Annotated in this window: 20 protein-coding genes; 11 read left to right on the top strand and 9 right to left on the bottom strand. The window is 72.5% G+C overall.

The genetic code is table 11. The annotated features are described in order from the left end of the window. Positions 1-60 precede the first annotated feature (60 nt). The 3 genes from BA175_RS26145 (at position 61) to BA175_RS26135 (ending at position 3,642) form a co-directional block, all read left to right on the top strand. The gene (locus tag BA175_RS26145; RefSeq protein ID WP_069173974.1) at positions 61-1,800 is read left to right on the top strand and encodes a GAF domain-containing sensor histidine kinase; all 1,740 of its coding nucleotides are present in this window, start codon (positions 61-63) and stop codon (positions 1,798-1,800) included. A 259-nt stretch (positions 1,801-2,059) separates the two neighbouring features. Beyond that, a complete protein-coding gene (locus tag BA175_RS26140; protein WP_069173973.1) occupies positions 2,060-2,974 on the top strand; it encodes a universal stress protein in 915 nt (304 codons plus the stop codon). Next, complete coding sequence (locus BA175_RS26135; protein WP_069173972.1) at positions 2,971-3,642, top strand: CBS domain-containing protein; 672 nt, start codon at positions 2,971-2,973, stop codon at positions 3,640-3,642. The genes BA175_RS26140 and BA175_RS26135 overlap by 4 nt, the downstream gene beginning before the upstream one ends. 42 nt (positions 3,643-3,684) lie before the next feature. Here BA175_RS26135 and BA175_RS26130 read toward each other — a convergent pair whose 3' ends face one another. Beyond that, on the bottom strand, positions 3,685-4,140 hold the full coding sequence (locus BA175_RS26130) for a universal stress protein (protein WP_069173971.1): 456 nt from the start codon (positions 4,138-4,140) through the stop codon (positions 3,685-3,687). Between the two features lie 267 nt (positions 4,141-4,407). On the opposite strand from BA175_RS26130, the gene BA175_RS26125 reads away from it, so the two are divergent. The 3 genes from BA175_RS26125 to BA175_RS26115 all read left to right on the top strand — a co-directional run bounded on the left by BA175_RS26125 (position 4,408) and on the right by BA175_RS26115 (position 8,983). Beyond that, entirely contained in the window at positions 4,408-5,283 is an 876-nt protein-coding gene (locus BA175_RS26125) for a universal stress protein (RefSeq protein WP_069173970.1), read from the top strand. 61 nt (positions 5,284-5,344) lie between these two features. Further along, positions 5,345-8,038 carry a pyruvate, phosphate dikinase gene (ppdK, locus tag BA175_RS26120; protein ID WP_069174278.1) on the top strand — a complete coding sequence of 898 codons (2,694 nt, stop codon included), beginning with the start codon at positions 5,345-5,347 and terminating at the stop codon, positions 8,036-8,038. A gap of 255 nt (positions 8,039-8,293) precedes the next feature. After that, positions 8,294-8,983, top strand: a complete 690-nt coding sequence (locus tag BA175_RS26115) for a helix-turn-helix domain-containing protein (RefSeq protein WP_069173969.1) — start codon at positions 8,294-8,296, stop codon at positions 8,981-8,983. Between the two features lie 150 nt (positions 8,984-9,133). On the opposite strand, the gene BA175_RS26110 is transcribed toward BA175_RS26115, so the two are convergent. The 3 genes from BA175_RS26110 to BA175_RS26100 are packed head-to-tail and all read right to left on the bottom strand — an operon-like array spanning position 9,134 to position 12,446. After that, positions 9,134-10,129 carry an Acg family FMN-binding oxidoreductase gene (locus BA175_RS26110; RefSeq protein WP_069173968.1) on the bottom strand — a complete coding sequence of 332 codons (996 nt, stop codon included), beginning with the start codon at positions 10,127-10,129 and terminating at the stop codon, positions 9,134-9,136. Next, positions 10,129-11,034 (bottom strand): universal stress protein, encoded by a 906-nt coding sequence (locus tag BA175_RS26105; protein WP_069173967.1) that lies wholly within the window; start codon positions 11,032-11,034, stop codon positions 10,129-10,131. The genes BA175_RS26110 and BA175_RS26105 overlap by 1 nt, the downstream gene beginning before the upstream one ends. A gap of 50 nt (positions 11,035-11,084) precedes the next feature. Then, on the bottom strand, positions 11,085-12,446 hold the full coding sequence (locus tag BA175_RS26100; protein WP_069174277.1) for a nicotinate phosphoribosyltransferase: 1,362 nt from the start codon (positions 12,444-12,446) through the stop codon (positions 11,085-11,087). A gap of 280 nt (positions 12,447-12,726) precedes the next feature. Between BA175_RS26100 and BA175_RS26095 the strand changes: the two genes are divergently transcribed. Then, positions 12,727-13,620, top strand: coding sequence for a universal stress protein (locus BA175_RS26095; RefSeq protein WP_069173966.1), 894 nt, complete (start codon positions 12,727-12,729; stop codon positions 13,618-13,620). 139 nt (positions 13,621-13,759) lie between these two features. On the opposite strand, the gene BA175_RS26090 is transcribed toward BA175_RS26095, so the two are convergent. Both BA175_RS26090 and BA175_RS26085 read right to left on the bottom strand, forming a co-directional pair. Further along, entirely contained in the window at positions 13,760-14,413 is a 654-nt protein-coding gene (locus tag BA175_RS26090) for a CBS domain-containing protein (protein WP_069173965.1), read from the bottom strand. A gap of 63 nt (positions 14,414-14,476) precedes the next feature. Next, positions 14,477-15,061 carry an Rv1733c family protein gene (locus tag BA175_RS26085; protein WP_069173964.1) on the bottom strand — a complete coding sequence of 195 codons (585 nt, stop codon included), beginning with the start codon at positions 15,059-15,061 and terminating at the stop codon, positions 14,477-14,479. Positions 15,062-15,498: 437 nt separating this feature from the next. Between BA175_RS26085 and BA175_RS26080 the strand changes: the two genes are divergently transcribed. The 3 genes from BA175_RS26080 (at position 15,499) to BA175_RS26070 (ending at position 21,824) form a co-directional block, all read left to right on the top strand. Continuing rightward, positions 15,499-18,204 (top strand): cation-translocating P-type ATPase, encoded by a 2,706-nt coding sequence (locus BA175_RS26080; RefSeq protein ID WP_069173963.1) that lies wholly within the window; start codon positions 15,499-15,501, stop codon positions 18,202-18,204. A gap of 5 nt (positions 18,205-18,209) precedes the next feature. Beyond that, positions 18,210-19,241, top strand: coding sequence for an alcohol dehydrogenase catalytic domain-containing protein (locus BA175_RS26075; RefSeq protein ID WP_069174276.1), 1,032 nt, complete (start codon positions 18,210-18,212; stop codon positions 19,239-19,241). Positions 19,242-19,697: 456 nt separating this feature from the next. After that, positions 19,698-21,824, top strand: coding sequence for a heavy metal translocating P-type ATPase (locus tag BA175_RS26070; protein WP_069174275.1), 2,127 nt, complete (start codon positions 19,698-19,700; stop codon positions 21,822-21,824). A 63-nt stretch (positions 21,825-21,887) separates the two neighbouring features. Here the strand turns inward: BA175_RS26070 and BA175_RS26065 are convergent, their stop codons facing one another. The 3 genes from BA175_RS26065 to BA175_RS26055 all read right to left on the bottom strand — a co-directional run bounded on the left by BA175_RS26065 (position 21,888) and on the right by BA175_RS26055 (position 24,419). Beyond that, positions 21,888-22,418 (bottom strand): GNAT family N-acetyltransferase, encoded by a 531-nt coding sequence (locus BA175_RS26065; protein ID WP_069173962.1) that lies wholly within the window; start codon positions 22,416-22,418, stop codon positions 21,888-21,890. Between the two features lie 97 nt (positions 22,419-22,515). Further along, positions 22,516-23,625: a CapA family protein gene (locus tag BA175_RS26060; RefSeq protein ID WP_079159840.1), complete on the bottom strand. Its 1,110-nt coding sequence runs from the start codon at positions 23,623-23,625 to the stop codon at positions 22,516-22,518. Beyond that, positions 23,625-24,419: a PP2C family protein-serine/threonine phosphatase gene (locus BA175_RS26055; RefSeq protein ID WP_069173961.1), complete on the bottom strand. Its 795-nt coding sequence runs from the start codon at positions 24,417-24,419 to the stop codon at positions 23,625-23,627. The genes BA175_RS26060 and BA175_RS26055 overlap by 1 nt, the downstream gene beginning before the upstream one ends. A gap of 412 nt (positions 24,420-24,831) precedes the next feature. On the opposite strand from BA175_RS26055, the gene BA175_RS26050 reads away from it, so the two are divergent. Continuing rightward, positions 24,832-25,365, top strand: a complete 534-nt coding sequence (locus tag BA175_RS26050; protein WP_069173960.1) for a DoxX family protein — start codon at positions 24,832-24,834, stop codon at positions 25,363-25,365. Positions 25,366-25,834 lie beyond the last annotated feature (469 nt).

Genomic DNA, 25,834 nt, shown 5'->3' with positions numbered 1-25,834 from the left:
CCGACGGCGGCCATACCGTGGAGGCAGGCCTGTGCGCGCCGTGACAGAAGGGTGTCTCTCGTGAGCGAAGGCGATACGGGGGCCGAGCCGAGGACGTACGAGCTGCCGAGCAGGCCCCGCACGCCCGGCTCCCGGGACCGGGTCCGCGGTCTCCTCGAGGCGGTTCTGTCCGTCGACCGCGAACTCGAACTCTCCCGGGTGCTGCGGCGCACGGTCGAGGAGGCCACCGCGCTCGTGGACGCCCGGTACGGCGCTCTCGCCGTGGTCGGCGAGGATCACCGGCTCTCGGAGTTCATAACGGTGGGTGCGCGCGACGAGCAGGAGCCCCCCACCGGCACCCTCCCCGCGCGACTCGGGCCCCTGGAGGATCTGATACGCCGCTCCGGGCCGCCTCGGACCGCCGAGCTGTCCGGACACGCGGCGGCGCACGGTACGTCACCGGGTCGTTCCCGGACGGGTTCCCTCGTGGGTGTCCCCGTCCGGGTGCGGGGACACCTCTTCGGCACCCTCTATCTCACGGAGAAGCGCGGCGCTGCCGAGTTCGACGCGGAGGACGAGTCCGTTCTGGTGACCCTGGCCGGGGCCGCGGGCATCGCCATCGAGAAGTCACGACTCTACGAGGAGTCCCGTCGCCGTGGCCGCTGGCTGGCAGCGGGCACCGAGGTCACGAACAGTCTGCTGTCCGGCAGCCCTCGCGCCGAGGTGCTCGCCCTGATCCTCGAACGCGCCCGTGCCAACGTCTCCGCGGACCTGGGCATGATCGCGGTACCCGTGGAGGGGTCCGGCAAGCTGCGTGTCGCCCTGGCGACCGGCGACGGGGCGGAACGGCATCACGGGGCGATCGTGCCCAGGCACGGGGGGTATCTCGGCTCCGCCTTCACGCACGCCGGGCTCTCCGAAAGCCCCGACATCGAGAACGATCCGCGAAGCGCGCAGGACGCGCGGTGGTGTGGATACGGGCCCGCCGTGGCGGTCCCCGTCGGCTCGGGGGACGTCGCGCGAGGCGTCCTGCTGCTCACCAGGAAGAAGGGGGGCAGCACGTTCTCCTCCGACGAGGCCCAGCCCCTGCGGGCGTTCGCCCGTCAGGCCTCGCTGGCCATGGAACTGGCCGAACGCCGGAGGGAAGCGGAGCGTACGGTGCTGCTGGAGGAACGGGACCGCATAGCCCGGGATCTGCACGACCTGGCGATCCAGAGGCTGTTCGCCACCGGCATGACGCTCCAGAGCGCACAGCGGTTCGTGACCCATCCGCAGGCGGAGCAGCGGCTCCGCAGGGCGGTGGACGACCTGGACACCACCATCAAGATCATCAGGTCGACCATCTTCGGCCTCCGCGCCCACGACACCGCCGATGCGGGCCCGCAGGGTCTGCGCACCCGCTTCGCGCAGACGGCCGAAGCGTCCGCCGCCCCCCTGGGCTTCGCGCCCGCGCTGCGGGTCGAGGGGCTCGCCGACACCCGCGTCCCGGCGGCCACGGCCGACCACGCGGTGGCCGTACTGGCCGAGGCGCTGAGCAACACCGCACGTCACGCGCGGGCGGACCGGGTCGACGTACATCTGTCCGTCACCCCTGACCGGCTCACGCTGACGGTCACCGACGACGGTGTGGGCATCCCGGTAGGCGCGGTGTTCAGCGGGCTGCACAACATCGAGGAGCGTGCCCGGGCGGCTGGGGGAACCCTGGAGAGGGAAGTCCCCGAGGGCGGTGGCACGCGGCTGACCTGGTCCGTGCCGCTGGCCTCGGAAGGCGCCCGTCCCCGCACCGCAGGTGACCCTCCCGATGCCGCGCCCGGGAGATGACCGCCAAGGCGGCCCTCGGCGCCCTCCACCGGTCGGGCGGCACGCCGGGCAACGCGCGCGGATCCGGACGCCGTCGCGGCTGCGCCCTGGCCGGCGGTGTCGCCGGGGGCGGTCCGTCAGCGGCGAGCGGGGCGGTCGCAACCGCCGTCCGGCCTCCGGTACGAGGCCGACCGGGCACCGGAGGGGTCCGGTCGGCCCTGGGACGGGCGCGACACCGGTGGGACGGTGGTGAAAGCGGACACCGTGCCCGGAAAGGACGATGAGGACCATGGCTTTTCCTCCCCTGGTTGTCGGTGTGGACGGGAGTGAGCCCAGCATCGCCGCCGCCGAGTGGGCTGCGGACGAAGCGCTGCTCCACGGTCTGCCCCTGCGCGTGGTGTACGCCGCTCTGTGGCAGCGCTACGAGGGAGCAGCGCTCGCGACCCGGCTGTCCCGTCCGGACGGGCAGGTGATGGCCGAGAACATCGTCGGCTCCATCCAGGAACGCATCCGCCTGCGCACGCCGGAGGTGCACGTGACGACGGAGGTACCTCATGAGGACGCCGTCGACGCGCTGCTCAGAGAAGGCGACGACGCGTTCGCACTGGTGACCGGCTCCCGTGGGCGGGGCGAGTTCACCGGGATGCTCCTGGGTTCGGTCGGTTTCGCCGTCGCGGCGAGGGCCCGCTGCCCCGCCGTCGTCGTGCGGGGCGACAAGGCCGGCCTGGAAAGGGCGCACGAACGGATTCTGCTCGGCGTCGGGGAGGACGACATCGACTCCGAGGCCGTGCGGTTCGCCTTCGAGGAGGCTCGGCTGCGGGGGTGCGGGCTGGACGTGGTGCACGCGTGGCGCTGTCCGTCCCACGAGACGGCCGACCATCCGCTCCTGGCCGGCGAACCCGCACATCGTCACGAGGAGAAGGCGTCCGCCCTGCTCGACGAGGCTCTGGCCGCGGCGGTGTCCGCCCACCCCGGGGTACGGGTGCGGCGGGTCACCGCGGAGGGGCCCGCGCGCAAGGTACTCCTCAAACGATCCGCGGTGGCCGACCTGCTGGTCGTCGGAGCACAGCGGCGGCACAGCCGGATGGGCATGCAGCTCGGCAGGGTCGCTCACACCGTCCTGCACCATTCAGCCTGCCCCGTGGCCGTCGTCCCGCGCAGCGGTCCGAGCGCACCGGAAGGGACAGGGCCATGAGTCACCGGTCGCCCCACCGGGTGGATGACGTGATGACCCGGACGGTCGTCGCGGTCGGTCTCGACGCACTCTTCAAGGAGATCGTGACCACCATCGAACAGTGGCAGGTCACCGCCGTGCCCGTGCTGGAGGGTGAGGGCCGGGTGGTGGGGGTGGTGTCCGAGGCCGATCTCCTGGTGAAGGAGGAACTGCGGGGCCAGGACTCGACCATGATCGGCCAGAAACAGCGCCTGGCGGATTACGCCAAGGCCGGAGCCGTCACCGCGCGGGATCTGATGTCGTCCCCCGCCGTCACCGTCCCCGTGGACGCCACTCTTCCCGAAGCCGCCCGCCTCATGGCGCAGCACACGCTCAAGCGGCTACCGGTCGTCGACGAGCACGGCATTCTCAAGGGCATCGTGAGCCGGGCCGACCTGCTGAAGGTGTTCCTGCGGACCGACGAGGACCTTGCCGGAGAAGTGCGGCAGGAAGTCGTTCAGCGGCTCTTCCCCGTCTCGCACCGGGGCATCCGCGTCGAGGTGACCGAGGGCCGCGTGTCCCTCACGGGGGACGTGCGCGACGCCACCCTGATCCCCGTCGCCGAACGGCTGGCGAGGGCGGTGGAGGGCGTGGTGGACGTGCAGTGCCACCTCACCGGACCGGAGCCCACCGCCACGGCGGCACCATGACCCCCGGGTCCGGATGACGCCCGTGGTCCGGCCGCGGCGGCGTCAGCGGTGCTCCGTGGGCCTGGCCCGTACCACGACCACGGGGCACTTGGCGTGCTGAGCACATCGCTGGCTGACGGAGCCCAGCATGGCCCGGGCGAAGCCGCCGCGCCCCCTGTTTCCGACCACGAGCAGGTCCGCTCCCTCCGACGCCCTCACCAGGACTTCGGAGGGATCACCCTGGACCAGCATCCGGCGCAGCCGGGCGGGCTCGTTGTCGCCGAACACCTCGCGGATCCCCTCGGCGTAGCGCAGTCGGGCGCGCTCCAGGTCGAAACCGGTTTCCGTGGCCGGCCCGGCCCACCCGATCTCGGACGGGGTGTCCCAGGCGCACACCGCTTCCACCGCAGCGCCGGTCAGCTCGGCGTGGCGCACCGCCCAGCGCAGCGCCTCCCGGGACGCTTCGGAGCCGTCGACACCCACCACGACACGAGGGGTGGTTTCCCTGTTGCTGTCCATGACCGCCTCACCGTTCGCTCGGGACCCCGCTCGACCACAGTGCCCGCGCCCGGAGGGCCGCGCCAGTCAGGCGGGCTCCGTCCTGCCGGGGCGGCCGGGAGCACGCCGCGCGGGCGACCCGGCGGCGCACGCCGGACCGGACACCGGGCCGGTGTGCGCAGGCCGTCCGGGGCCGACCGGTCCGTGCCTGTGCCCTTCCGGCCCCTTCCGGGGGCCGCCGGGTCCGGTACACCCTGAGGAAGGAACCGTTCTCGTGAGGAGCGCACCATGTCCCGCACCGTCACGGCCGGAATCGACGGATCCCGCGAGGGTCTCGCGGCTGCAGACTGGGCAGCCGGCGAGGCCCTGATCCGCGGCTGCCCCCTCCGCCTCGTACACGTGTGGAGGGACGACGACCCCTCTGCGGCCCACTACGCCGACCTCGAGACGAGGCGGCGCTCGGCCGAAGGGCTGCTGCACGAGGCGGCCGGGCAGTTGCGCCGCGACCATCCGGAGCTGCGGATCGAGACGGAGCAGAAGGCCGGCGCGCCCGTGGAGGAGCTCAGGGCGGTCGGGGACCGTTCGGAGATCCTGGTCCTCGGTTCCCGCGGACTCGGCAGCGTCAAGGGGTTCGTCGTCGGCTCCGTCTCCCTGGCGGTGCTGGCCCGGGTGCGCTGTCCCCTCGTCCTCGTCCGGGCCGGAGCCCCGGACGGCTCCGCCCCGCCGCCCTCGGCCGGTGACGTGATCGTGGGGCTGGACCTTCCGGGGACGGGCCGGGAGGACCACCTGGCTTTCGCCTTCGCCGCCGCCGAGCGGTACGGATGCGGACTGCGCGCGGTCCACAGCTGGTCCCTGCCACCGATGTACGGGCCGGGTACGACCGATGTGGTGCCCGTGCTCATGCAGGAGACGGCGGAGGCACGACGGAAGGAGATGGACGCGGCACTGACACCGTGGACCGCGGCCCATCCGGGGGTGCGCGTGAGCCGTGAGTGCGTCCAGGGGCATCCGGCGCAGATCCTGGTCGACTCGTCGCCCGGAGCGCGACTGGTCGTCGTGGGCCTGCGGCAACGTGCCTCACGTCTGGGCGGCCATGTAGGTCCGGTCGTCCACTCCGTACTGCACCACACGGCGGCGCCGGTGGCGGTCGTGCCGCACGGATGACCGGCACGCGCGGATGTCCGGCGGCGGCCGTGACCACCTCGAGAGACGGCGGGTGCGCTCCATGACCAGGTACGTGTACGACTTCGCCGAGGGCGGCAAGGACATGGCCGGTCTCCTCGGTGGCAAGGGGGCCAACCTGGCCGAGATGGTCCGGATGGGGTTGCCCGTGCCCCCCGGTTTCACGGTGACCACCGACGCCTGCCGGGAGTATCTGGAGACGGGCCGGGTGCCCGGTGAACTCGACCGTCAGGTGCACGAGCACCTGACGGCGCTCGAACGGGCCGCCGGCCGGCGCCTCGGGCAGGAATCCGACCCCCTGCTGCTCTCCGTCCGCTCCGGAGCCCGGTACTCCATGCCGGGCATGATGGAGACCATCCTCGACATCGGGCTGAACGATCAGTCCGTGCTCGGACTCGCCCGGGCGACCGGCAGCGAACGGTTCGCCTGGGACTCCTATCGACGCCTCGTGCAGATGTTCGGGAGCACGGTCATGGGCGTCGACGGCACCCTTTTCGAGGACGCCCTCGCCCGCCTCAAGGAGGAGTGCGGCGCGGCCGACGACACCCGTCTGGACGCACCCGAACTCGTCAGCCTCGTCCGGCAGTACAAGGACCTGACGGAGGAGAGCACCGGAGAGGCGTTCCCGCAGGAACCCGCCGAACAGCTCCGTCGTGCGATCCTGGCCGTCTTCGCCTCCTGGAACGGCGACAGAGCGCGCATCTACCGGCGCCGTGAACACATTCCCGGCCACCTGGGCACGGCGGTCACCGTCCAGACGATGGTGTTCGGGAACCTCGGCCCCGACTCCGGCAGCGGTGTGGCCTTCACCCGTGACCCGGCCTCCGGGCGGCCCGGGGCCTACGGCGACTACCTGGCGAACGCCCAGGGCGAGGACGTCGTGTCCGGTGTGCGGGACGCCGTGCCCGTACAGGAGCTGGAGCGGACCGACCCCGGCTCCTTCGCCCTGCTGCTCGACCACATGCGGCGGCTGGAAGCCCGCTACCGGGATCTGTGCGACATCGAATTCACCGTCGAGCGCGGAACGCTGTGGCTCCTGCAGACCCGCGTCGGAAAGCGCACCTCCCGCGCGGCCTTCGCCATAGCCGCGCAGTTGGCACAGGAGGGCCTGATCACCATGGAGGAGGCGCTGCTCCGGGTGGACGGGGAGGGACTGTCCCGGCTGATGTTCCCCCGGTTCGCCGCGTCCGCCACCACCGAGGTGCTGGCGCGGGGCATCCCGGCCTCGCCGGGAGCCGCGGTGGGAGCCGCGGTGTTCGACTCCGCGGAGGCCGTCCGCCGGTCCGCCGAGGGCGAGAAGGTGGTACTGGTCCGCCAGGAGACGAGCCCCGACGACCTGCCGGGCATGATGGCGGCCGAGGCGGTACTGACGAGCCGCGGAGGAAAGACCAGCCACGCCGCCGTGGTGGCGCGCGGCATGGGAAAGGTCTGTGTCTGCGGGGCCGACGGCATCACGGTGGAGGAGCACCTGTTCCTGACGGCGAGCGACACGGTGCGTGAGGGGACGGTCATCTCCGTCGACGGATCGGAGGGCTTCGTCTACCTCGGCGCGGCACCGCTGGCGGATTCCGCCGTCATGAACCACCTCGAGTCGGGCTCACCGGAGCCCGGCGACGACTCCCCGCAGGTGGTCCGGGATGTGCACCGGATGCTCACGCAGGCGGACGCCGCTCGGCGGCTGGAGGTGCGGGCCAACGCCGACACGCCCGAGGAAGCTGCCCGGGCCCGCCGGTTCGGGGCGCAGGGCATCGGACTGTGCCGCACCGAGCACATGTTCCTGGGGGAGAGGCGCCCCCTGGTGGAAGCGATGATCCTCGCGCAGACCGACGGGGAACGGGAGACCGCGCTGGCAGCGCTGCTGCCTCACCAGCGGCTGGACTTCACCGCGATATTCGAGGCGATGGACGGTGCTCCGGTGACCATTCGCCTTCTCGACCCGCCCCTGCACGAGTTCCTGCCCGACCGCGCGGAGGTGGCGGTGAAGGCCGCACGGCGGGAGGAACGAGGGGAGCCGCTCGGGGAGTACGACAGGAAGCTGCTGGCGGCGGTCACCCGGATGGACGAGAGCAACCCCATGCTGGGTCTGCGTGGCGTACGGCTCGGCCTGGTGGTTCCCGGACTGGTGGAGATGCAGACCCGTGCCGTGGCCGAGGCGGTGGTGGCGCGCGTACGGGCCGGCGGAGATCCACGGCCCGAGATCATGGTTCCCCTGGTGGGAACGGTGGAGGAGCTCGTCCTCGTGCGCGAGGAGGTCGAGCGGGTGTGGGGCCTGGTGATGTCCGAGGCCGGGATGAACGTGGCCTGTCCGGTCGGCACGATGATCGAACTGCCGAGGGCGGCTCTCACCGCCGGGCGGATCGCGCGGAGCGCCGCGTTCTTCTCCTTCGGGACGAACGACCTGACCCAGACCACCTGGGGCTTCTCCAGGGACGACGTCGAGGCCGCGTTCTTCTCCGCCTACCTGGACAAGGGTATCTTCGACGTCTCGCCGTTCGAGACGATCGACCGTGAGGGAGTGGGGCGTCTGATCGAGATCGCCGTGTCCGAGGGCCGAAGGGCGAGGCCCGGCCTCACGGTCGGCGTGTGCGGAGAGCACGGCGGAGACCCCCGGTCCGTGCACTACTTCCACCGTGCCGGCCTGGACTACGTGTCCTGCTCGCCCTTCCGCGTCCCCGTCGCACGACTGGAGGCGGGACGCGCCGCGCTCCGCCCCGCTCCGGAGGGCGAGGGCGACTGAATGCTGCCACGCGATGCGGTGCCCCCGTCCACGGCCCGGGCTGTTCCGGCCGCGTCGCCGGACCGTCCACCTCCGTCCGGTGCGCGGCCTTCCCTCCGCATCGGGACGTGCCGTGTCCGACGCCGCGCGCTGATCCGCCGGGAAGCGCGGGACAGCCCTTAGCGTGAACGCGTACCGGCGCGCCCGCTCCCGATCCCCGCCCCTCCAGGTGGGGAAGCCGCCACGACCGCCCCCCGACCAGGAAGGTGAACCGTCATGGCCGACAGGTCACGCAAGGAGCCCCCCGAGCCCGAGGCCGGAGCGGTGGGGGACATCGGCAGACGTGTCGCCGCGCGCCGCGAGCAACTCGGACTGACCAGAGCGGACGTCGCACTCCGCACCGGCTCCGCACCCGGCTACATCGAGTACGTGGAGACGCAGCCGGGCACGCACGGGACGGGCTTCATGCTGCGCCTGGCCAACGCCCTCGAGACGACCGTGGACGAACTCGCCGGCGGCACGGTCGACCTTCCTCCCGGTGTGGGCAGAGCCGCCTACCACCCCGAGTTGGTCGAGCTCGGCCAGGAGGAGTGCTGGAGACTGCTCGGCAGCCACGGAGTGGGCCGCGTGGTCGTCACCGGCGAGCGGGGGCCCGCTGTCTTCCCCGTCAACTACGTCACCACCGAGGGGACGATCGCCTACCGGACCGCGCCGGACTCCGGCCCGCTGCACGCGGCGGGGCACGAGACGGCCTTCGAGGTGGACCACATCGACGAGGCGTTCAGCCGCGGGTGGAGCGTCCTGCTCGTGGGTCCGGCACGCACGGTCACCGACCCGGAGGAGGTCCGACGGCTCGAGACGATGCCGCGTCCCGCCACGCCGTGGGCCGGCGGGCGACGGGACAGCTGGATCGTGGTGACACCCAGCAGGGTGACGGGCCGCCGCATCGTCGTGCGCGACAACTGACCGACCTCCCGCTGACATGACCGCCGTCCACACCGGACCGACCGCCGTCCACGGACACCGGCCGTGACACCGGCAGACGTCCGCACGGCAGTTCAGACGTCCGCACGACAGTTCACGCAACAGGGGAGCCCGGGCCACCCGGCCGGCGTATCAGCCCGGCTGCGAAGGCTGTTCGATCTCGAGCACGTCGCTCACCGCCCGGCGCGGGGTCGGCGGGACCGGGGGGCCGTATCCCAGCCTGAGCAGCATCTGGGGGAACGCCGTGAGGGAAGGAGACACCGGATCCCTCAACAGCCAGCGCAGTTCGGCTCGTTCGATGGCCTGTGAGTTGAGCGAGGTGGACAGTCCGTCCAGGGTGGCCTGGAGCAGAAGACGTTCCAGGGCCTGGCCGGCGAGCAGCCAGTCCTGAGGGCGGTCGTCCGAGGTTCCGAGCACGACGAGGCGGGGGGACTGCTCGAAGACCGCCGACTCGCGGCCGGGGACCGGACGGCCCATCGCGAAGTCCCTCACCGGCGCCCGGCCGTCGTGCCGTGCAGGCCCGAAGGCGTAGTCGGGGATCCCCTCGGACACCTCGGCGCCGCCCCCCGTCCACCGGGCGATCTCGCGCCGGACGGCAGGGGACAGGGATTCGTCCTCCTCGGCCTCCTTCACCACGTCGAGCACCGCGTCGACCTGCCACTCGCTCAGCACGGCCATGCCCGCGCCCTCGGACCGCGCAGCGCCCTGGAGCCGGTCGAGTACGGCGTCGGGGATCGCCTCGTCCGTGAAGGGGTGACGGCTGCTGCGCCGACGGGTGATCGCCGGGTACAGGCCGGCCGTGGCGCCGAGACCGTCGGACTCGGCGAACACGGCCGTGGCGAGCAGTTCGGCATCGGCGGGATCGGGCAGCAGGCGGACGTCCGCAGCCCACCCGGCGTGGGCGGCGGCCACACGGAGATTGAACAGGGCCGCCCCGCAGCTGATGTGCATGCCGCGGGTGGTGGGATCGGTCTCCGGCATGTAGCGCGCCGTGTCCATCCGCAGATCGAGCGTCCCCACCGCCGATGCGTACCGGAAACGCCAGGGCTGCGCGTTGTGCATGGAGGGCGCCATCGTGGCGTCCCGGACCCACGCGGTCACCGCCGCCACCTCAGGGTGTCGAGTCATCAGTGTTCCTTCCCGGACGAGGGGGCACTCGCGGGGACGACCGCCACGGGGCAGGCGGCATGATGGATGACGGCGTGCGCCACGTGCCCGAGCCGGGGACCGGCCAGGTGCCGTCGCGGACGCCGGCCCACCACCAGCAGCCCGGCATGGGGCGAGGCGTAGACGAGCTCGGCACCGGGCGTGCCCACGACGGCCTTCGTCTCGACGGTCACGTCGGGAAACCGCGTCCGCCACGGAGCGACGGCCCGCTCCAGATCGCGCGTGACATGACCGGCGAGTTCGTTCCCCAGTCCCGGGTCGGCGGTCTGTGCGTACGAGTACATCGCCGGCAGGGACCACGCGTGCACCACCCGCAGGCGGCTGTGCCGCAGGGCGGCCTCGGTGAAACCGAACTCCAGTACCTCCTGGTCGCACCCCTCCTTCAGTTCGACGCCGATGAGCACGTCGTCGGTGTCGACGGGGGCGTTCCGCTCCTCCTCCCGTGGCGTCAGGGGGCGGACCAGTACGACCGGCCGCTCGGACGCCGCGGCGAGCGGCAACGACGTGGAACCGACGAGGAAGCCGGCGAAACTGAGCCCGCGCGAACCGAGCACCAGCAGATCCACCCGCCCCGGCGCGTCGACCTCGGCCATGAGCACCTGGGTGGGGCGGTGCCCCGACAGGTTGTCCGTGGTCACGGCCAGGCCCGGCTGGTCCAGTTCCGCCAGCCGGGCCGCCTCCGCGAGCGTGTCCTCGTCCTCGTCCGTCCGCTCGGTGGGTACGGGGACCTCCGGCGTGAAGGGCCACTCCCGGACATGCACGATCCGCAGGGGCAGCTGCCGGAGAGCGGCCTCCCGCGCAGCCCATCTCACGGCTGCGAGGCTCTCCGGCGTTCCGTTGAGTCCTACCGTCACGTTGCCTGCCATGGTGGTCTCCTCGCGTTGCCGCGTATCGGTCCGGGCCGGAGAGTCGAGCCTCAGCGTGCTCCTCGGCGGCCCCATGCCGCCCGTCGTTCCCCGACGTCCCGCTCCAGGCGGCGACGGACCTCGGACGTCAGGTCCGCGAGGCGGGGGGAGACGGCCGGCACGGGTGGTTCCGGATCGCGTATCTCGCGGGCGGAGCGGGGGAGGGCGGCCAGATCGCCGACGAACCGCTCGTGCGCCGCGGCCAGAGTGTCGGGCGCACCGGTACGGCGTCCTTCGGCCATGACCGTCCGCAGGAGGGGTTCCTGGTCCGCCCGTACGTCCTCGTCCGCCAGCGCTATCACGTCTCCCACACCCCGGGAGCGAAGGATCTGCTTGCGTCCGGGCGCGGTCACCTTGGCGGCGGAGAGCTTCATCATCGGCCGGCCGTCGTACTCCACCAGTTTGTAGGCGGTGTCGAGGTAAGGGGCGTCGGCAGCGGTCCCGACCCTGGTGCCCACGGCGTACACGTCGATGGGGGCGCCGGAACGCACCAGGCGGTCGATGCGGTACTCGTCGAGACCGCCACTCGCGATGATGGCGACGTCACGCAGCCCCGCGTCGTCCAGGATGCCGCGCGACTGCCGTGCGAGCGCCGCGAGATCGCCGCTGTCGAGTCTGATCGCGGACCCCGGTCCGCGCCGCAGGTCGTTGAGCACGTCCGCGGCAGTGGTGACACCGTCAGCGGTGTCGTACGTGTCGACCAGGAAGGTGACCGGTCCGGCCCGGCTGCGTGCGAACGCCTCGAACGCGGCCCGCTCGTCGCCGAAGGCCTCGACGTACGAGTGCGCCATGGTGCCGGAGGCGGTCATGTTCCACCGGAGGGCCGCGGCGACGTTACTGGTGCCTGCGAAGCCGACCATCGCCCCCACCCTGGCCGCCTGCATCCCCGCCGCCGGGCCGTGTCCGCGGCGCAGGGAGAAGTCGATGACGGGACGGCCGGCCGCGGCTGTCACACATCGTGCCGCCTTGGACGCGACGGCCGTCTGGTGGCTGACCTGGCTCAGCAGCCAGGTCTCCACGAGCTGGGCCTGGGGCAGCGGAGCGGTGACCTCGAGCAGGGGCTCACCGGGCAGAATCGTCCGCCCCTCCGGTACGGCTCTCACCTCGCCGTCGAAGCCCATACCGACAAGCGGCCGCACTTCGTGGGGTGAGCAGCCGAGGGCCACGGCGAAGTCCCGCGCGTCGTCCGGGGTGACGCGGAAATCGGTCAGGAAGTCGAGGACCGGTTCCAGGCCCGCGCTCACGAGGAAGCCGCGTCCCGGAGGCAGATCGCGTACGAACAGGCTGAACGTGGCGTCGGCGGTCATGCCTTCCCGCAGGTAGGAGAGAGCCATCGACGCCTCGTACAGATCCGTGGTCGTGACGTGCGACACGGCGCTCATCACCTCTTCTCGCCGGGGTCACGGAGTGCGGTCCGGATCGGCGCCCCGTGCACGCTTAACAGGGTTCCGTGGGGCTACGGTCGCGTAAAGGGCCGAGTGGGGCACCTTCGGGAGTCGAGCCGTGCGGGTCCCGGGGACCTTCGGCCCCCGGGTGGGGCCGCCGTGCCCCTTCCGCCCGCGGCACCGCGGACAGGAGCGTGGAGACGCAGCGTACGCGGCCCGGGGAGCGTGTCCGGTGCGGATGCCCCCGGTGCTCGGTTGAGGAGGAACGATGACGCACCCCTTCGCGGATCAGCACATCGTGGTAGGCGTCGATCCGGCCGATCCCTCGGTGCCCACGCTCGCCTGGGCGGCTGACGAGGCCGACCGCAGGAACCTGCCGCTGCGGCTCGTACTGGCGGTCCCGTTCCTGCACGACACCCAGCACGTGGACTCGACGCCGCACCACATGTTCCTCCAGGCGCAGGGGCGGGAGGCGCTCGCCGCCGCCGGTGAGACGATCCTCCGGCTCAGCCCCCACGCCCACGTGGTGACCGAACTCGTCGACGGCCAGCCGGCGGTGGTGCTCGGCCGGCGCGCGACCGATCGCACCCCCATGATCGTGGTCGGCTCCCGGCGGCTCAGCCGCCCGGCGGAACTGCTCAGCACCCGCTCGGTGGCAGCGCCGCTCAGCGCCCAGGCGAGCTGCCCCGTGGTCGTCGTGCGGGCACCCGAGCACACGGCGGAGCATCCTCCCCACCTGGTCGTAGGGGTGGACGGCAGCGCTTCCTCGCACGAGGCCGTGAGGTTCGCGTTCGAGGAGGCAGACGTCCGCAAGGCGGTCGTTCACGCGGTGTGGGTGTGGCCCCGGCCCACCGTCTTCGGCGGGACCCGGCCCACCGTCCAGCTCGGCGAAGGGGGAGCCGAGCTGGAGGAGCGTACGCGCCTTCTCGCCGAGGTGCTTGCCGGATGGTCCGACAGGTACCCGGACGTGCGGTTGACGCAGGAGGTGCGCCGGGGGCATCCGGTGGAGGAGCTCGCCCGAGCGTCGTCCACCGCGCACGCGGTCGTCGTCGGACGGCGCGGGCGCGGTGGGTACACGGGCATGCGGCTCGGGTCGGTGGTCCACGGACTCCTGCACCGGGCCGAGTGTCCGGTGATCACCGTTCCCGGCGAGGCGCCCTGAGCGGAACGGGTTACGGGAAGGGCCGGGGGCAGCGCCCGAGCCGGGGACGGCGGAGGGGACGGCGGCCGCGCCGTCCCGAGGCAGGCCCGAGGCGCCGGCTTCCGCCCTGCGCCCTCACGCTTCGGCTCGCCCGCCCCGCTCACCCCGCCGGCGGATCCTCACGGTGGCCGAGAAGGTCGAGGCGTATGTCCACGACGCCTTCCACCGCCCGCACGGCGCGGGCGATCAGCGGGACCAGGGCCCGGTCGGACAGACTCCCGCCCAGGGTGACCACCCCGTCGTCGACGTGGACGGCCATGTCGGCGGCCGCCGGGAGTCCGCCCAGAACGGCGAGTGTCTCGTCGGCGATGTCCTCGTCCGACCGCAGGAAGACCTTGAGGAGGTCAGCTCTGCTGATGATCCCCTGCAGCAGTCCGCCGCTGTCGACCACCGGCAGGCGCTTCACCTGCCGTCGTGCCATGATCCGGGCCGCCTCGGCCACGGTCGCGTCCGCGTGGACCGTGACGGCAGGGCTGGACATGAGCTGTTCCGCGTAGAGGGCCTCGGCCTTGGAGGCGTCCGCGAACGGGCGGTCGCCGGGTGCGGAGGTCTCGTCGGGGCGGTTCTCCTCCTTGGGCAGGAGATCCGCCTCCGACACCACCCCTATGACGCGCCCTTCGCCGGCGAGCACCGGCAGGGCGCTCACCTTCCACTCGTCCAGAAGCCTGACGATGTCCTTGTACGAGGCCCGGCTGCCCACGGCAACGGCGGTATGCGTCATGAGGTCGCTCACGGTGTGGGGCGAGGTCGTCATCTTGGGATCCTCCTGTAGAGCACATGGGCTGGTTCCCGCGTCGTCCGGGCCGCGGGAGGCGCTTCAGACACGGCGGCTCCACTCGGGCTCCACTCTGCTCCACTCGGTCTCCCAGTGGACCGCACGGAACCGGTTGCACACCTTGCGCAGACCGATACCGGCCACGGCTCCGGCGCCCGCCACGACGGCGACGCCGCTCAGCCCCTCCGTCAGCGCGCCGGACCACACGTCCCGGCTCCCCGGCGGGGCGGAGGTGGTGTCTCCTCGCCGGTCCACCCAGAGAGTCGTGTGCTCCCCCCGTTCGGTGCCCGGGGCCACCAGGGCCTTTCCCGTGACATGGGCACCGGACGGGCCGGTCCAGCGGACCGGTACCACCACCTTCTCCGTGCGGCCCGACTCGTCCGCCCACGGCTTGGACCCCGGGGCGTCCCGCAGGACCAGGGCGCGGACGGGATGCCGCGCGGCGCGCTGTTCCGCGGCCACCGACCGTTCGTGGTCGTAGGCCGCCCAGCCCTTCGTCACGCCGAACACCGAGGCACATCCGATCACCAGGAGACACAGGACGAGCAGCAGCCGTGCCTCGAGGACGTCGACGCGCCGGCGCAAGGGGTGGGTGTTCCGTCCGCAGTGCCACATCGTTCCGCGCATGGGCTCACAGTCCTTCTGGCCGCGCTGTGATCGCTGAACTGACGCCTGGAACCCGACGGTGCCGGTGGCGTCCGTCGGACCCGTCCTCTCCGGGGACCGCGTCTTCCGTCCGTTCTCCGCGGGGGTGCCGGGCTCCGCTGTCCAGTGTGGGCGTCCACCGGGAGACGACGAAGGGCCGTCCGATGCATCCGAGGGGGCCGAACGGTCCCCGGACGCATCGGACGGCCGGGTCGTCGTCCGGGTGGGGACCGAACGTCCCCGCCGGTTACCCCGTATGTCTCTCGCACGGGACAGGACGCGTCCCAAGACTGGATGTCCGGGGCCGACGACGGCGGTGCGGCGGTGAGTCCCCACGGCCGGGCCCGAGGCAGCCGGTCCTACGGCGACGGCAGCTCGGGGCCGGTGCGGGCCTGACGACGGAAGTCCGGAGGTGGCGCATGGCGCACGGCAGGGAGCCGAGCCCTATCGCGGAGAAGGAGCCTGACCCCCGCGAGTCCCTGCCCAGGCTCCGCGAGGAGCTGGGCACCGGTGACCGGGGGCTGTCCGGCAGGGAGGCGGCTCGGCGGCTGGCCGTGTACGGAGCCAACGAGGTCCCGGTCAAGGCGGAGTCGTCCATCGGTCGGGAGCTCGTCCGGCAGCTTGCCCATCCGCTCGCCCTGTTGCTCTGGGCGGCCGCCCTCCTGGCCTTCCTGGCCGGGATCGCGGTCCTGGGCTGGGCCATCATCGCCGTGATCATGGTGAACGCGGGCTTCGCCCTGATGCAGGAGCGGCAGGCCGAACGGGCGGTGGAGACGCTCGCCCGCTACCTGCCCGACCGCGCCGAGGTGGTCCGGGACGGCCAGGAGCAGAGCGTCGAGGCGCGCACCCTCGTACCGGGAGACCTCGTCATCCTCGACGAGGGGAACAAGGTCCCCGCCGACGCCCGGTTGACCGAGGGCGGCATACAAGCCGATCTGTCGATGCTCACGGGGGAGTCGGCCCCCGCCGAAAGGGTGGCGGGCCCCGCGGTCCAGGACGTGCCGCTGCTGCAGGAGCCGGATCTGGTGTTCAGCGGTACGACCTGCACCGGTGGCCGGGCCCGGGGCATCGTCTACGCCACCGGAAGCCGTACCGAACTGGGCCGTATCGCAGCGCTCAGCCAGCGCACGCGCCGGGAGCAGAGCCCGCTGGAGCGCCAGGTCAAGAGGGTGGCCTGGTTCATCGCCGCGGCGGCCGTCGTGATGGGCGCGGTCTTCCTCGTCGTCGGCGTCGCGGTGGGGCTGCCCCTCTCCGACGCGCTCACGTTCGCCATCGGACTGCTCGTGGCGAACGTACCCGAGGGGCTCCTGCCCATCATCACCCTGGCTCTGGCGGTGGGTGTACGCGCACTGGCCCGGCAGGGCGCCGTCGTCAAACGGCTCAGCGCGGTGGAGACCCTGGGGTCCACCAACGTCATCTGCACGGACAAGACGGGCACCCTGACCCGGAACAGAATGCGGATGCAGCGCCTGTGGACCCCGCAGGCCGGGACGGGGACGGGAGCGGAGGCGCGGAACCTGATGCGCCTGACGGCGGACTGCACGACGGTCAGCCGGGACGCCGAAGGCGTCCTGCACGGCGACGGTACGGAAACCGCGCTGGTCGACGGAGCCACGGCCCTGGGGGTCGGCCCCGACCTCGGCGAGCGGGACGAGCGCAGGCGGGCGTTGTACCGGTTCGATCCACGGATCCGGCTGATGAGCGTCCTCACCTCGCCGCCCGGTCCGGGTGACCGATCCCTCCTCATCACCAAGGGCGCGCCCGAAGCCGTGCTGGCGCGAGTCGCCGGCAGCGGGGGTGCACGTTCCGAAGAGGTCGTCCGCACCACACGCGCGGCGGAGGACATGGCGCGCGAGGGCATGCGCGTCCTGGCGGTCGCCACCCGCGCGTTCCCGTCCGGCTCCTTGCCGCTCGGCCGGGAGGAGGCGGAATCCGATCTGGAGATCCTGGGGCTGGTCGGACTGTACGACCCTCCCCGCCCGGAGGTGGCCGCGGCGGTGGGCCGGTGCCACGACGCCGGACTCCGGGTCCACATCGTGACGGGGGACAACGGCTCGACCGCGGCAGCGGTGGCCCGGCAGGTAGGCATCGGCCGGCCGGAACTACGGGTGGTGGCGGCGGCGGAAGGACTCACCGAGCAGCAACTCGACGAACTGCTGGGACCGGAGAGCAGCGCGGAGACGGTCTTCGCCCGCTCGTCGCCCGAGACCAAGCTGAGGATCGCGGACACCCTCCGTCATCACGGCCGGATCGTCGCGATGACAGGCGACGGTGTCAACGACGCTCCCGCACTCCACCGCGCCCACATCGGCGTCGCCATGGGGCTCTCAGGAACCGACGTGGCCCGTGAGGCCGCCACCATGGTGCTCACGGACGACAACTTCGCCACCATCGTCACGGCGATCGAGTCGGGCCGGCGCGTGTACGACAACGTCCGCAAGTTCATCGTCTACATCTTCGCCCACCTGGTGCCCGAGGTCGTGCCCTTCGCCGTCTTCGCTCTGTCCGGCGGGGCCGTTCCGCTGCCCCTGACCGTGCTCCAGATCCTCGCCGTGGACCTGGGGACCGAGACGTTGCCCGCCCTGGCGCTGGGACGGGAGAAGGCCGAGCCCGGAGTCATGAGCAGACCGCCGCGGGAGAGCACGCAGAGCGTCATCTCCCGGGACATGCTGATCCGCAGCTGGGGTTACCTGGGCGTGGTCTCCGCAGCCCTCTCCACGGGGGCCTTCTTCTACGTCCTGTGGCGCGCCGGCTGGCATCCCGGCAGTCCCACAGCCTCGGGAAGCGAACTGCACGGAGCGTACGTGACGGCCACCACCGCGACCTTCGCGGGCATCGTGATGTGCCAGGTGGGCACGGCTTTCGCCGCCCGGACGGACCATGCGTCCCTGCGGGCCATCGGCCTGTGGACCAACCCGCTCCTGCTGTGGGGCATCGCCTTCGAGCTCGCCTTCACCGGCGCCCTGATCTACCTGACGCCGCTGCAGGGCCTGTTCGGTACCGCCGCGCTGTCCCCCGACGTGCTTCTGATCATCGTGTTCTTCCCCTTCGTGGTGTGGGGGACCGACGAACTGCGCCGCGCGCGGCGACGGAGGGTCCGCGGTCAACAGGCTTCAGAGAGGTGAGTACGGTGCACGCATTCGTTTACCACGGTCCTGGCCGAGGCCGCTGGGAGTCCATCGGCGATCCGGTCATCGAGCAGCCGACCGACGCACTCGTGCGGGTGACGGCGACCTCCGTGTGCACGGGTGATCTCCACACGTTGCGTGGAGACACCGCAGACGTGAAGCCCGGCACGGTCCTGGGGCACGAAGCCGTCGGCGAGATCGTCGAGGTCGGACCGGAAGTGCATGCCGTGGCCCCGGGGGACGAGGTGATCGTGTCGTCCATTTCCGCCTGCGGTCACTGCGTACCGTGCAAGGAAGGGACGTACGGCCGGTGCGCACACGGAGGAGGGTGGCTCCTCGGACACGAAGTGAACGGCACCCAGGCGGAGTTCGCCCGGATCCCCTTCGCCGACCACTCGACGCACAAACTGCCCTACGCCATGGCGGAGAGCACCGCGGTCCTGTTCTCCGAAGTCCTTCCCGCCGCCTTCGAGCTCGGGGTGCGCAACGGGAAGGTCGGGCCCGGAACCACGGTCGCCGTGGTCGGGGCCGGGCCCGTCGGTGTGGCCGCTCTGATCATCGCGGGGCTCTACACCCCGGCCAGGGTCATAGCGGTCGACCTGTCGCCCCGCCGGCTGGAGATCGCCGCCGGCCTCGGCGCCGACGCCGCGGAACTCCCCGGCCAGCTGATCGCGGACCTCTCGGACGGGCCCGGAGCCGATGTGGTCATCGAGGCGGCGGGGACTCCCGACAGCTTCACCCTGTGCACGCGGGCCGTGCGTTCGGGTGGGCACATCGCGAACATCGGTATGCACGGCACGTCGGTCACCCTGCATCTGGAAGAGCTGTGGCACAAGAACGTCACGATCAGTATCGGCCAGGTCGACACGTCCTCCACGCACTGGCTCCTGGAGTCCCTGGCCCCCGGCCAGCTGGAGCGCCTGTCGCGGATCGTCACCCGGAAACTCGATCTCGCCGAAACCGGCCGGGCCTACGAGCTTCTCTCCACCGCCGTGGACGACGGAGCGCTGAAGACTCTTCTGCAGCCCGCGTAGACGGGTGCCGAGACAACCGCCCGGCGAACGGGGGACGGGGGACGGGGGACGGGGGAGGACACGGCTGCGGAGAAGTGATCACGCCTCGCCGCCCCGCGAGCGGGTGGAGGCACGTCCGCAGTGGCTTCCGCCGACTCGGAGGCGGGCGACCGCGCCGGTGCGTGCGAGGACATCCGCTGCCGGTCCTCGCGGGCCCGCCGGGCACCGGGGGCCGACTGGCCCAGGCGCGCCGGACGGCCGATGGTGGAAAGGGGCGGTGCGGGTCGAGGGACGGGCGGTGAGCGAGTGAGGACGCCAGCGACCACCGGCCGGTGGTCACCGGAGCCGGTACTGCTCGCGGTGACCGCCGCGGCCCTCACAGCGGGCGGCGCGTCCTGGCTGGCCGGTGCACAGACGCTCGCCGACGTGTTCTGGGCGGTGGGCACCGGCGTGGCGATCGTGCCGTCCGTGGTCTGGATGATCGGTGCGCTGCGCCGTGGGCGGGCCGGGGTGGACCTGATCGCCGTACTCGCGCTGGCCGGCACCCTGGCCACCGGCGAATACCTGGCCGGGGCGTTGATCGGCCTGATGCTCGCCACCGGCCGCTGGCTGGACGCCACAGCCGAACGGCGTGCCTCGCACGACCTGAGTCACCTCCTGGAACACGCCCCGCGAACCGCCCGCCGCCGCGCCGCGGGCGAGGTCCGCCTCGTGCCGCTCTCCGAGGTCCGGGTGGGCGACCTGCTGATCGTCGGCCCCGGCGAGGTCGTACCGGTCGACGGGCGCGTCGAAGGCGGCACGGCCGTTCTCGACGAGTCCGTACTGACCGGCGAGTCCCAGCAGGTCGAACGCACTGCGGGTCGGACGGTCCGCAGCGGTGGTGTCAACGCCGGCACCGCCTTCGAACTGCGGGCCGGTGCGACCGAGCAGGACAGCACGTACGCGGAGATCGTCCGCCTGGCGCGCCAGGCCGGTGCGGAGAGCGCCCCGGTGATCCGCCTGGCCGACCGCTATGCCGCCTGGTTCCTGCCCCTGTCGCTGGCCGTGGCGGGTCTCGCCTGGCTGGCCAGCGGGTCGGCCGTGCGGGCGGTGGCCGTCCTGGTGGTGGCCACCCCCTGCCCCCTCCTGCTCGCGGCACCGGTGGCGATCGTCTCCGGCCTTTCGCGTGCCGCCCGCCAGGGCGTGGTGATCCGCGACGGTGCCGCGCTGGAGACCCTCGGACGCGCCCGCACCCTGGTGCTCGACAAGACCGGCACCCTGACGACCGGCCGCCCCCGCGTCATCGACATCGCCACCGCGCCCGGCCACACCCCCGACGAGATGCTGGCCCTGGCCGCCTCCGTCGACCAGTACTCCCCGCACGTCCTCGCGCGTGCCATCACCGACGAGGCACACGCGCGCCACCTGACCCTCCACGCGGTGCACGACGTGGCCGAGGAGCCGGGGCGGGGGGCGACCGGACGGATCGGCACCCGCGTGGTCGGCGTCGGCAAGCACGAGGACACGGCTCTGCCGGACTGGGCGAGCGCAGCCGACAACCGGGCCACCCTGGACGGCGCCGCCGTGGCCTGGATCACCGTGGACGGCGCGCTCGTCGGGGCGGTCCTGCTGCGCGACCCGTTGCGCACCGACGCCCCGCGCGCCCTGCGACGCCTGCGCGGGGTGGGTTTCCGGCGTCTGCTCATGCTCACCGGGGACCGGCCCGAGCCCGCCCGTGAGGTCGCGGCCGTCCTCGGCCTGGACGACGTGTTCTCCCGCCAGAGTCCGGCCGACAAGGTCGCCGCCGTCCGCGGCGAGGGCGAGAAGGCGGTCACCGTCATGGTCGGCGACGGTGTCAACGACGCCCCCGCCCTCGCCGCCGCCGATGTCGGCGTCGCCATGGGGGCGCACGGCTCCAGCGCCTCCTCCGAGGCCGCGGACATCGTTCTCACCACCGACCGTGTCGACCGGCTTGCCGACGCGGCCGCCATAGCCGTCCGCGCGCGTGCCATCGCCGTCCAGAGCGCGCTGAGCGGCATGGCGATGTCCCTGGCGGCGATGGGCGTCGCGGCGTTCGGCCTGTTGCCTCCGGCCGCGGGCGCCCTGCTCCAGGAAGCCATCGACGTCGCCGTCATCCTCAACGCACTGCGCGCTCTCCGGCTCGGCCGCACTGCTCAGGTCGCCGTCGGGTCGGCCACCGAACAGATGATCCAGCGCTTCGCCGCGGAGCACACCGACCTGCGGGAGGTCCTCGAAGCCATCCACGAAGCCGCCGACCGGCTCACCAGCACCACCGACCCGGCGGCTCTGGAAACGGTGCGACACGTCGACCGGCTCCTCACCGAACGCCTGCTGCCGCACGAACGCGCCGAGGAGGAGCAGCTCTACCCCGCCTTGGCCCACGCGCTCGGCGGCCCCGAAGCCACCGCCACCATGAGCCGCGCGCACACCGAGATCCACCGCCTCGCCCGCCGCATCAGCACCCATCTCGAACTCGTCGACAGCGAGGGGCGCCTCCGCCCGGAACAGATCGACGACCTGCGCGCCTGCCTCTACGGTCTGCACAGCGTCCTGCGGCTGCACTTCATCCAGGAGGAGGAGAACTACTTCTCGCTCGCTCCGTGAGGCACGGCCCCGACGTTCCGGACGGCGGGGGCGCGGGCACCGGCCCGCACGGCCGAGCCCCCGTCAGTCGCCGAGGAGCCGCTCCCACAGCAGGCCGTCGCGCCAGCTCCCGTCGAGAAGGATCGAGGAGTGAGCGACGCCGTACGGGCTGAACCCGTTACGGCGCAGGACCCGCTGCGACGGCAGGTTCTCCGGGCCGGTGGAGGCTTCGACACGGTGCAGCCCGAGGTCCTCCTCCATCACCCGCAGGGCCAGAGCGACGGCGCGCCCGGCGTGCCCCTGGTTCTGGGCGAGGCCCGTGATCCAGTACCCGACGGAGGCGCGGCGCAGGTGCGGCTGGGGCAGTATGCCTCCGACGGTGACCTGCCCGACCACCTGGTCGTCGGCGAGCACCACGCCCGGCCAGGCCGTACCGGCGCGGTGTCCGGCCAGCAGGCCGTCGATCCGCTTCGCCTGGCCCTCGGGGGTGAAGAACTCGGCAGGCTGCGCCGGTTCCCACCGTCGGAAGGCCTCGAAGTCCCGCACCCTGTGCGCGGCGATCGTCGCGGCGTCGGTGGGCTCGATCAGGCGGATCCCGGTGGTGGCGCTGCGCATGGCTGGTCCTCGTCGCGGGGCGTGGGCGTGGACGGCCAGCCTACGCAGGCAGGCAGGGTGCGCGGCGAGCAACCGGAGGCTGCCCACGCACCGGCCGTCACGCGGCCCGGAGGGACAGGGTGACTCCCCGCGCGTCGTGCGGGCCAGCCACGTCGCACGGCCCGAATCCCACGGCGAGCCGGTCCAGGAGCATCCGCAGCCATCGGGAGTCCGTGGCCGAGGCGTGGGACAGACGCATGCGGCGGGCCTGGAAGGGAGCGATGCGGACCTCGGCGAGGCGGCCGGTGTCGGGTTCGAGCGAGACGAGGTAAAGGAGCCGCAGGTCGTCGCGGTAGTACGCGTAACCGGTGATGCCTTCGTAGTCGTTGATCAGGTCGCCGCAGCCGTGCAGGACGAGTTTGCCGCGGTACGTCTCCAGGGGGCGGGGATGGTGGGAGGAGTGGCCGTGGACGACGTCCGCTCCGGCATCGATCAGAGCGTGGGCGAGGGCGACCTGCTCCTGCGGCAGGCGGTAACCCCAGTTGGTGCCCCAGTGGACCGAGACCACCGCGATGTCGCCCTCGCGCTTCGTCCCCCGGACGCGTTCCGCCAGGGCGGCCGCGCTGGCATCGCGAGGGCCGGACACGAAGCTCACCCCGCTCCGGTCCTCGGTCGCCGCCCAGTCCCGTGGGACGCCGCTGGACGGCATACCGAAGGCGAAGACCAGCAGCCGGCGGTCTCCGGCGAGGGGAACGACCGCGGGGAGGTGTGCCGTGGTGGCGTCCCGTCCCGCCCCGGCCGTCCGCAGCCGGGCGGCGGAGAGCGAGTCGAGGGTCTCCGCCAGACCGGGGCGGGCGAAGTCCAGCGTGTGGTTGTTGGCCAGGACGCACACGTCGGGGCGGGCGGCGGCGAGGCAGGGAAGGTTGGCGGGATGCATCCGGTAGTGGATCTCCTTGCCGGGTGCGAACCGGTCGCTGCGGGTGACGGCGGTCTCCAGGTTGATGACACGGGCGTCGGGTGCTGCCGCGTCCAGGACATCCAACGCGTCCCCCCAGGGCCATCGGAAGCCCGCGGGTTGCGGGACAGGCCCGTTCTCCCCCTCGGCGAGGCGGACGTAGTCCCGGGCGTCGCGTACGTAACTCTCCTGGAGCTCTGGGTCGTTGGGGTGCGGAAGGATCTGGTCCACGCCACGGCCGAGCATGACGTCCCCGCAGAAGGCCAGTGTGATCACGCCGGCCCTCCGGAAGGTTCCGGCCCGTCGGACAGGCTGCTCGCGTTGTCGATGACGTCGATCAGGGCCAGGGTGATGTTGTCGGGGCCGCCCGCGTCGATGGCGGACTTCCACAGCCGGAAGGCCGCATGGCCGCCGTCGTGGGCGCGCAGCACGGTGTCGAGCGTGTGCTCGGGCACCGGGTCGGTCAGGCCGTCGGTGCACACGAGGTAGCGCTCTCCGGTGGTGAGCGGTTCCGTCCTGACATGCGGTGTGATCGCGCTGAACCGGGAGGCACCGCCGAGCGCCTGGGTGACGACCGGCGTGGTGCGCCGGCCCGGAGCCGGCGGCGGGCTGTCGTCGACACTGACCCTGCGCAGCGCCGCGTGCGTGGCGGGAGCGTCGAGCACCCGGCTGTCACCGACGTTGAACACGATGACGTCCCGGCCCAGGATGACGACACCCGCCACCGTCGTCCCCATGCCGGTGAGGTCGGGGTCGCGCTCGGCGTCCGCGTACACCGCCCGGTTGCAGACGTCCAGCGCGTCCCGGACGGCCTGCTCGCTGTCGAGTGCGGGGCTCAGCGCTGCCAGCCGGCGGACCACGAGGCTGCTCGCCACCTCACCGGCGGGCTGCCCTCCCAGGCCGTCGGCGACCGCGACGACGAGCGGGGAACCGAGGGGGAACCCGAGTGTCTGCGGGTTCTCGGTCACCGTTCCGCACAGTGTCCACGGTCCCGCTGCCAGGCTGTCCTCGTTGTGATCGCGCACGAGCCCCGGGTGGCTCAGGGCCGTGACCGTGATGAACGGCATGTTCGGCCGCCTCTCCGCACGGCGGGCGTGTTCCGTACCTCCATTCTCGCGCGGCGCGCGGCATCCGGCCCGGTCGGAGCCCGTGGCCCGTGACGTTCCTGCCCGCCGCCGGGAAGCGGCCGAGGAGGGCCGCGGCCGTTCCGGCGCGGTGACGGACACCGGATGACGGGGAACCGTGCGTACCGGACGGGCCCGCCTGCGCCGTCGGTCGTCCCCGTCGGGTCGTCCTCCCGCCGTCTCCATGTACCCGCGGCTGCTCGCGGCGCGTGTGTCACGCGCGTTCCCGACGCGCCGGCGGGCCGGTTAGCCCGGCGGCGCCGAATGGCGCCGGGCTCACGGGGCACCCGATGATTGATCCGAACAGAAACCCCGCACCCCTGACCACCTGTTGGTCGTCCTTGGAGGCAGCGCCATGAGTCTTCTGCGTTTCGCCGGCCGTCCCATGCTCGCCTCGATGTTCGTCGCGGGCGGCATGAACTCCCTGCGCAGTCCGGAGGCCGTGGCCCCGGCGGCGGAACCGGTGGTCCGGCCGGTCGCCGACCGCGTGGCCGTGCTGCCGGACCGCACCGAACACCTCGTACGGATCAACGGCGCCGTCCAGGTGGTGGGCGGTGTCCTGCTCGGGCTCGGCCGATGGCCCCGGCTGTCCGCACTCGCCCTCGCCGTGACGCTGGTGCCGACCACGCTGGCGGGCCATCGCTTCTGGGAGGCGGAGGAGCCCTCCGACCGGGTCCAGCAGCGCATCCACTTCCTCAAGAACGTGTCCATGCTGGGCGGTCTGCTGATCGCGGCCGGTGACACCGGCGGCGCCCCGTCGCTGCTGTGGCGCGGCCGTCACGCCGCCCGGGGCCTGCGGCACGACGCGCGCGTGGTACGCCGTTCGGTCCGGGCGACCGCACGTCCCGCGGCGGTGGCCGGCGGTGTCCGGGCCAAGCTGGGTGTCTGAAACGGGACCGTCACCGCGGGGCACGGGACCGTGCCGCGTCGGACGTGGGTGTGTTCCCGGGCGCACCCACGTCCGACGCGTGGGCGCGCCCGGGCGTGTGCGGCAGCGCTCCGGGTGCGCAGGCCGCGGCGCGGCGTCTCCTGCCTGCTCCGCCGGGCCGTGCGGGCACCGGAGGCCACGGGTCCCGGGGCCGGCGCAGTCGTCGGCGGTGAGCGGGGAGTCGCCCACGCCCACGCCCGGGCACGGAGGGCGGTGCGCCGTCCGGGTTTCCGGCTGACGCCATGTCTCCCGGGCGGGGACGGGGAGACGTGGCGTCAGAAGATGAACGCAACTCCGGTCCAGACCAAAGCCTTGACAGGCCAGGCGTTCATTCCTTAAATCACGTAATGAAGTAACGGTCAGGTCCGCCCCCCTCGCTCACCCGTCCACCCTGTCCGACTCGCCCGTATGTGACATGTGCGCGTCAATC

The sequence above is a fragment of the Streptomyces griseus genome (assembly GCF_001715295.1).
Taxonomy (GTDB): domain Bacteria; phylum Actinomycetota; class Actinomycetes; order Streptomycetales; family Streptomycetaceae; genus Streptomyces; species Streptomyces griseus_G.
The sequence above is the reverse complement of the archived record's forward strand: the minus strand, read 5'-3'. Positions and strand labels throughout refer to the sequence as shown.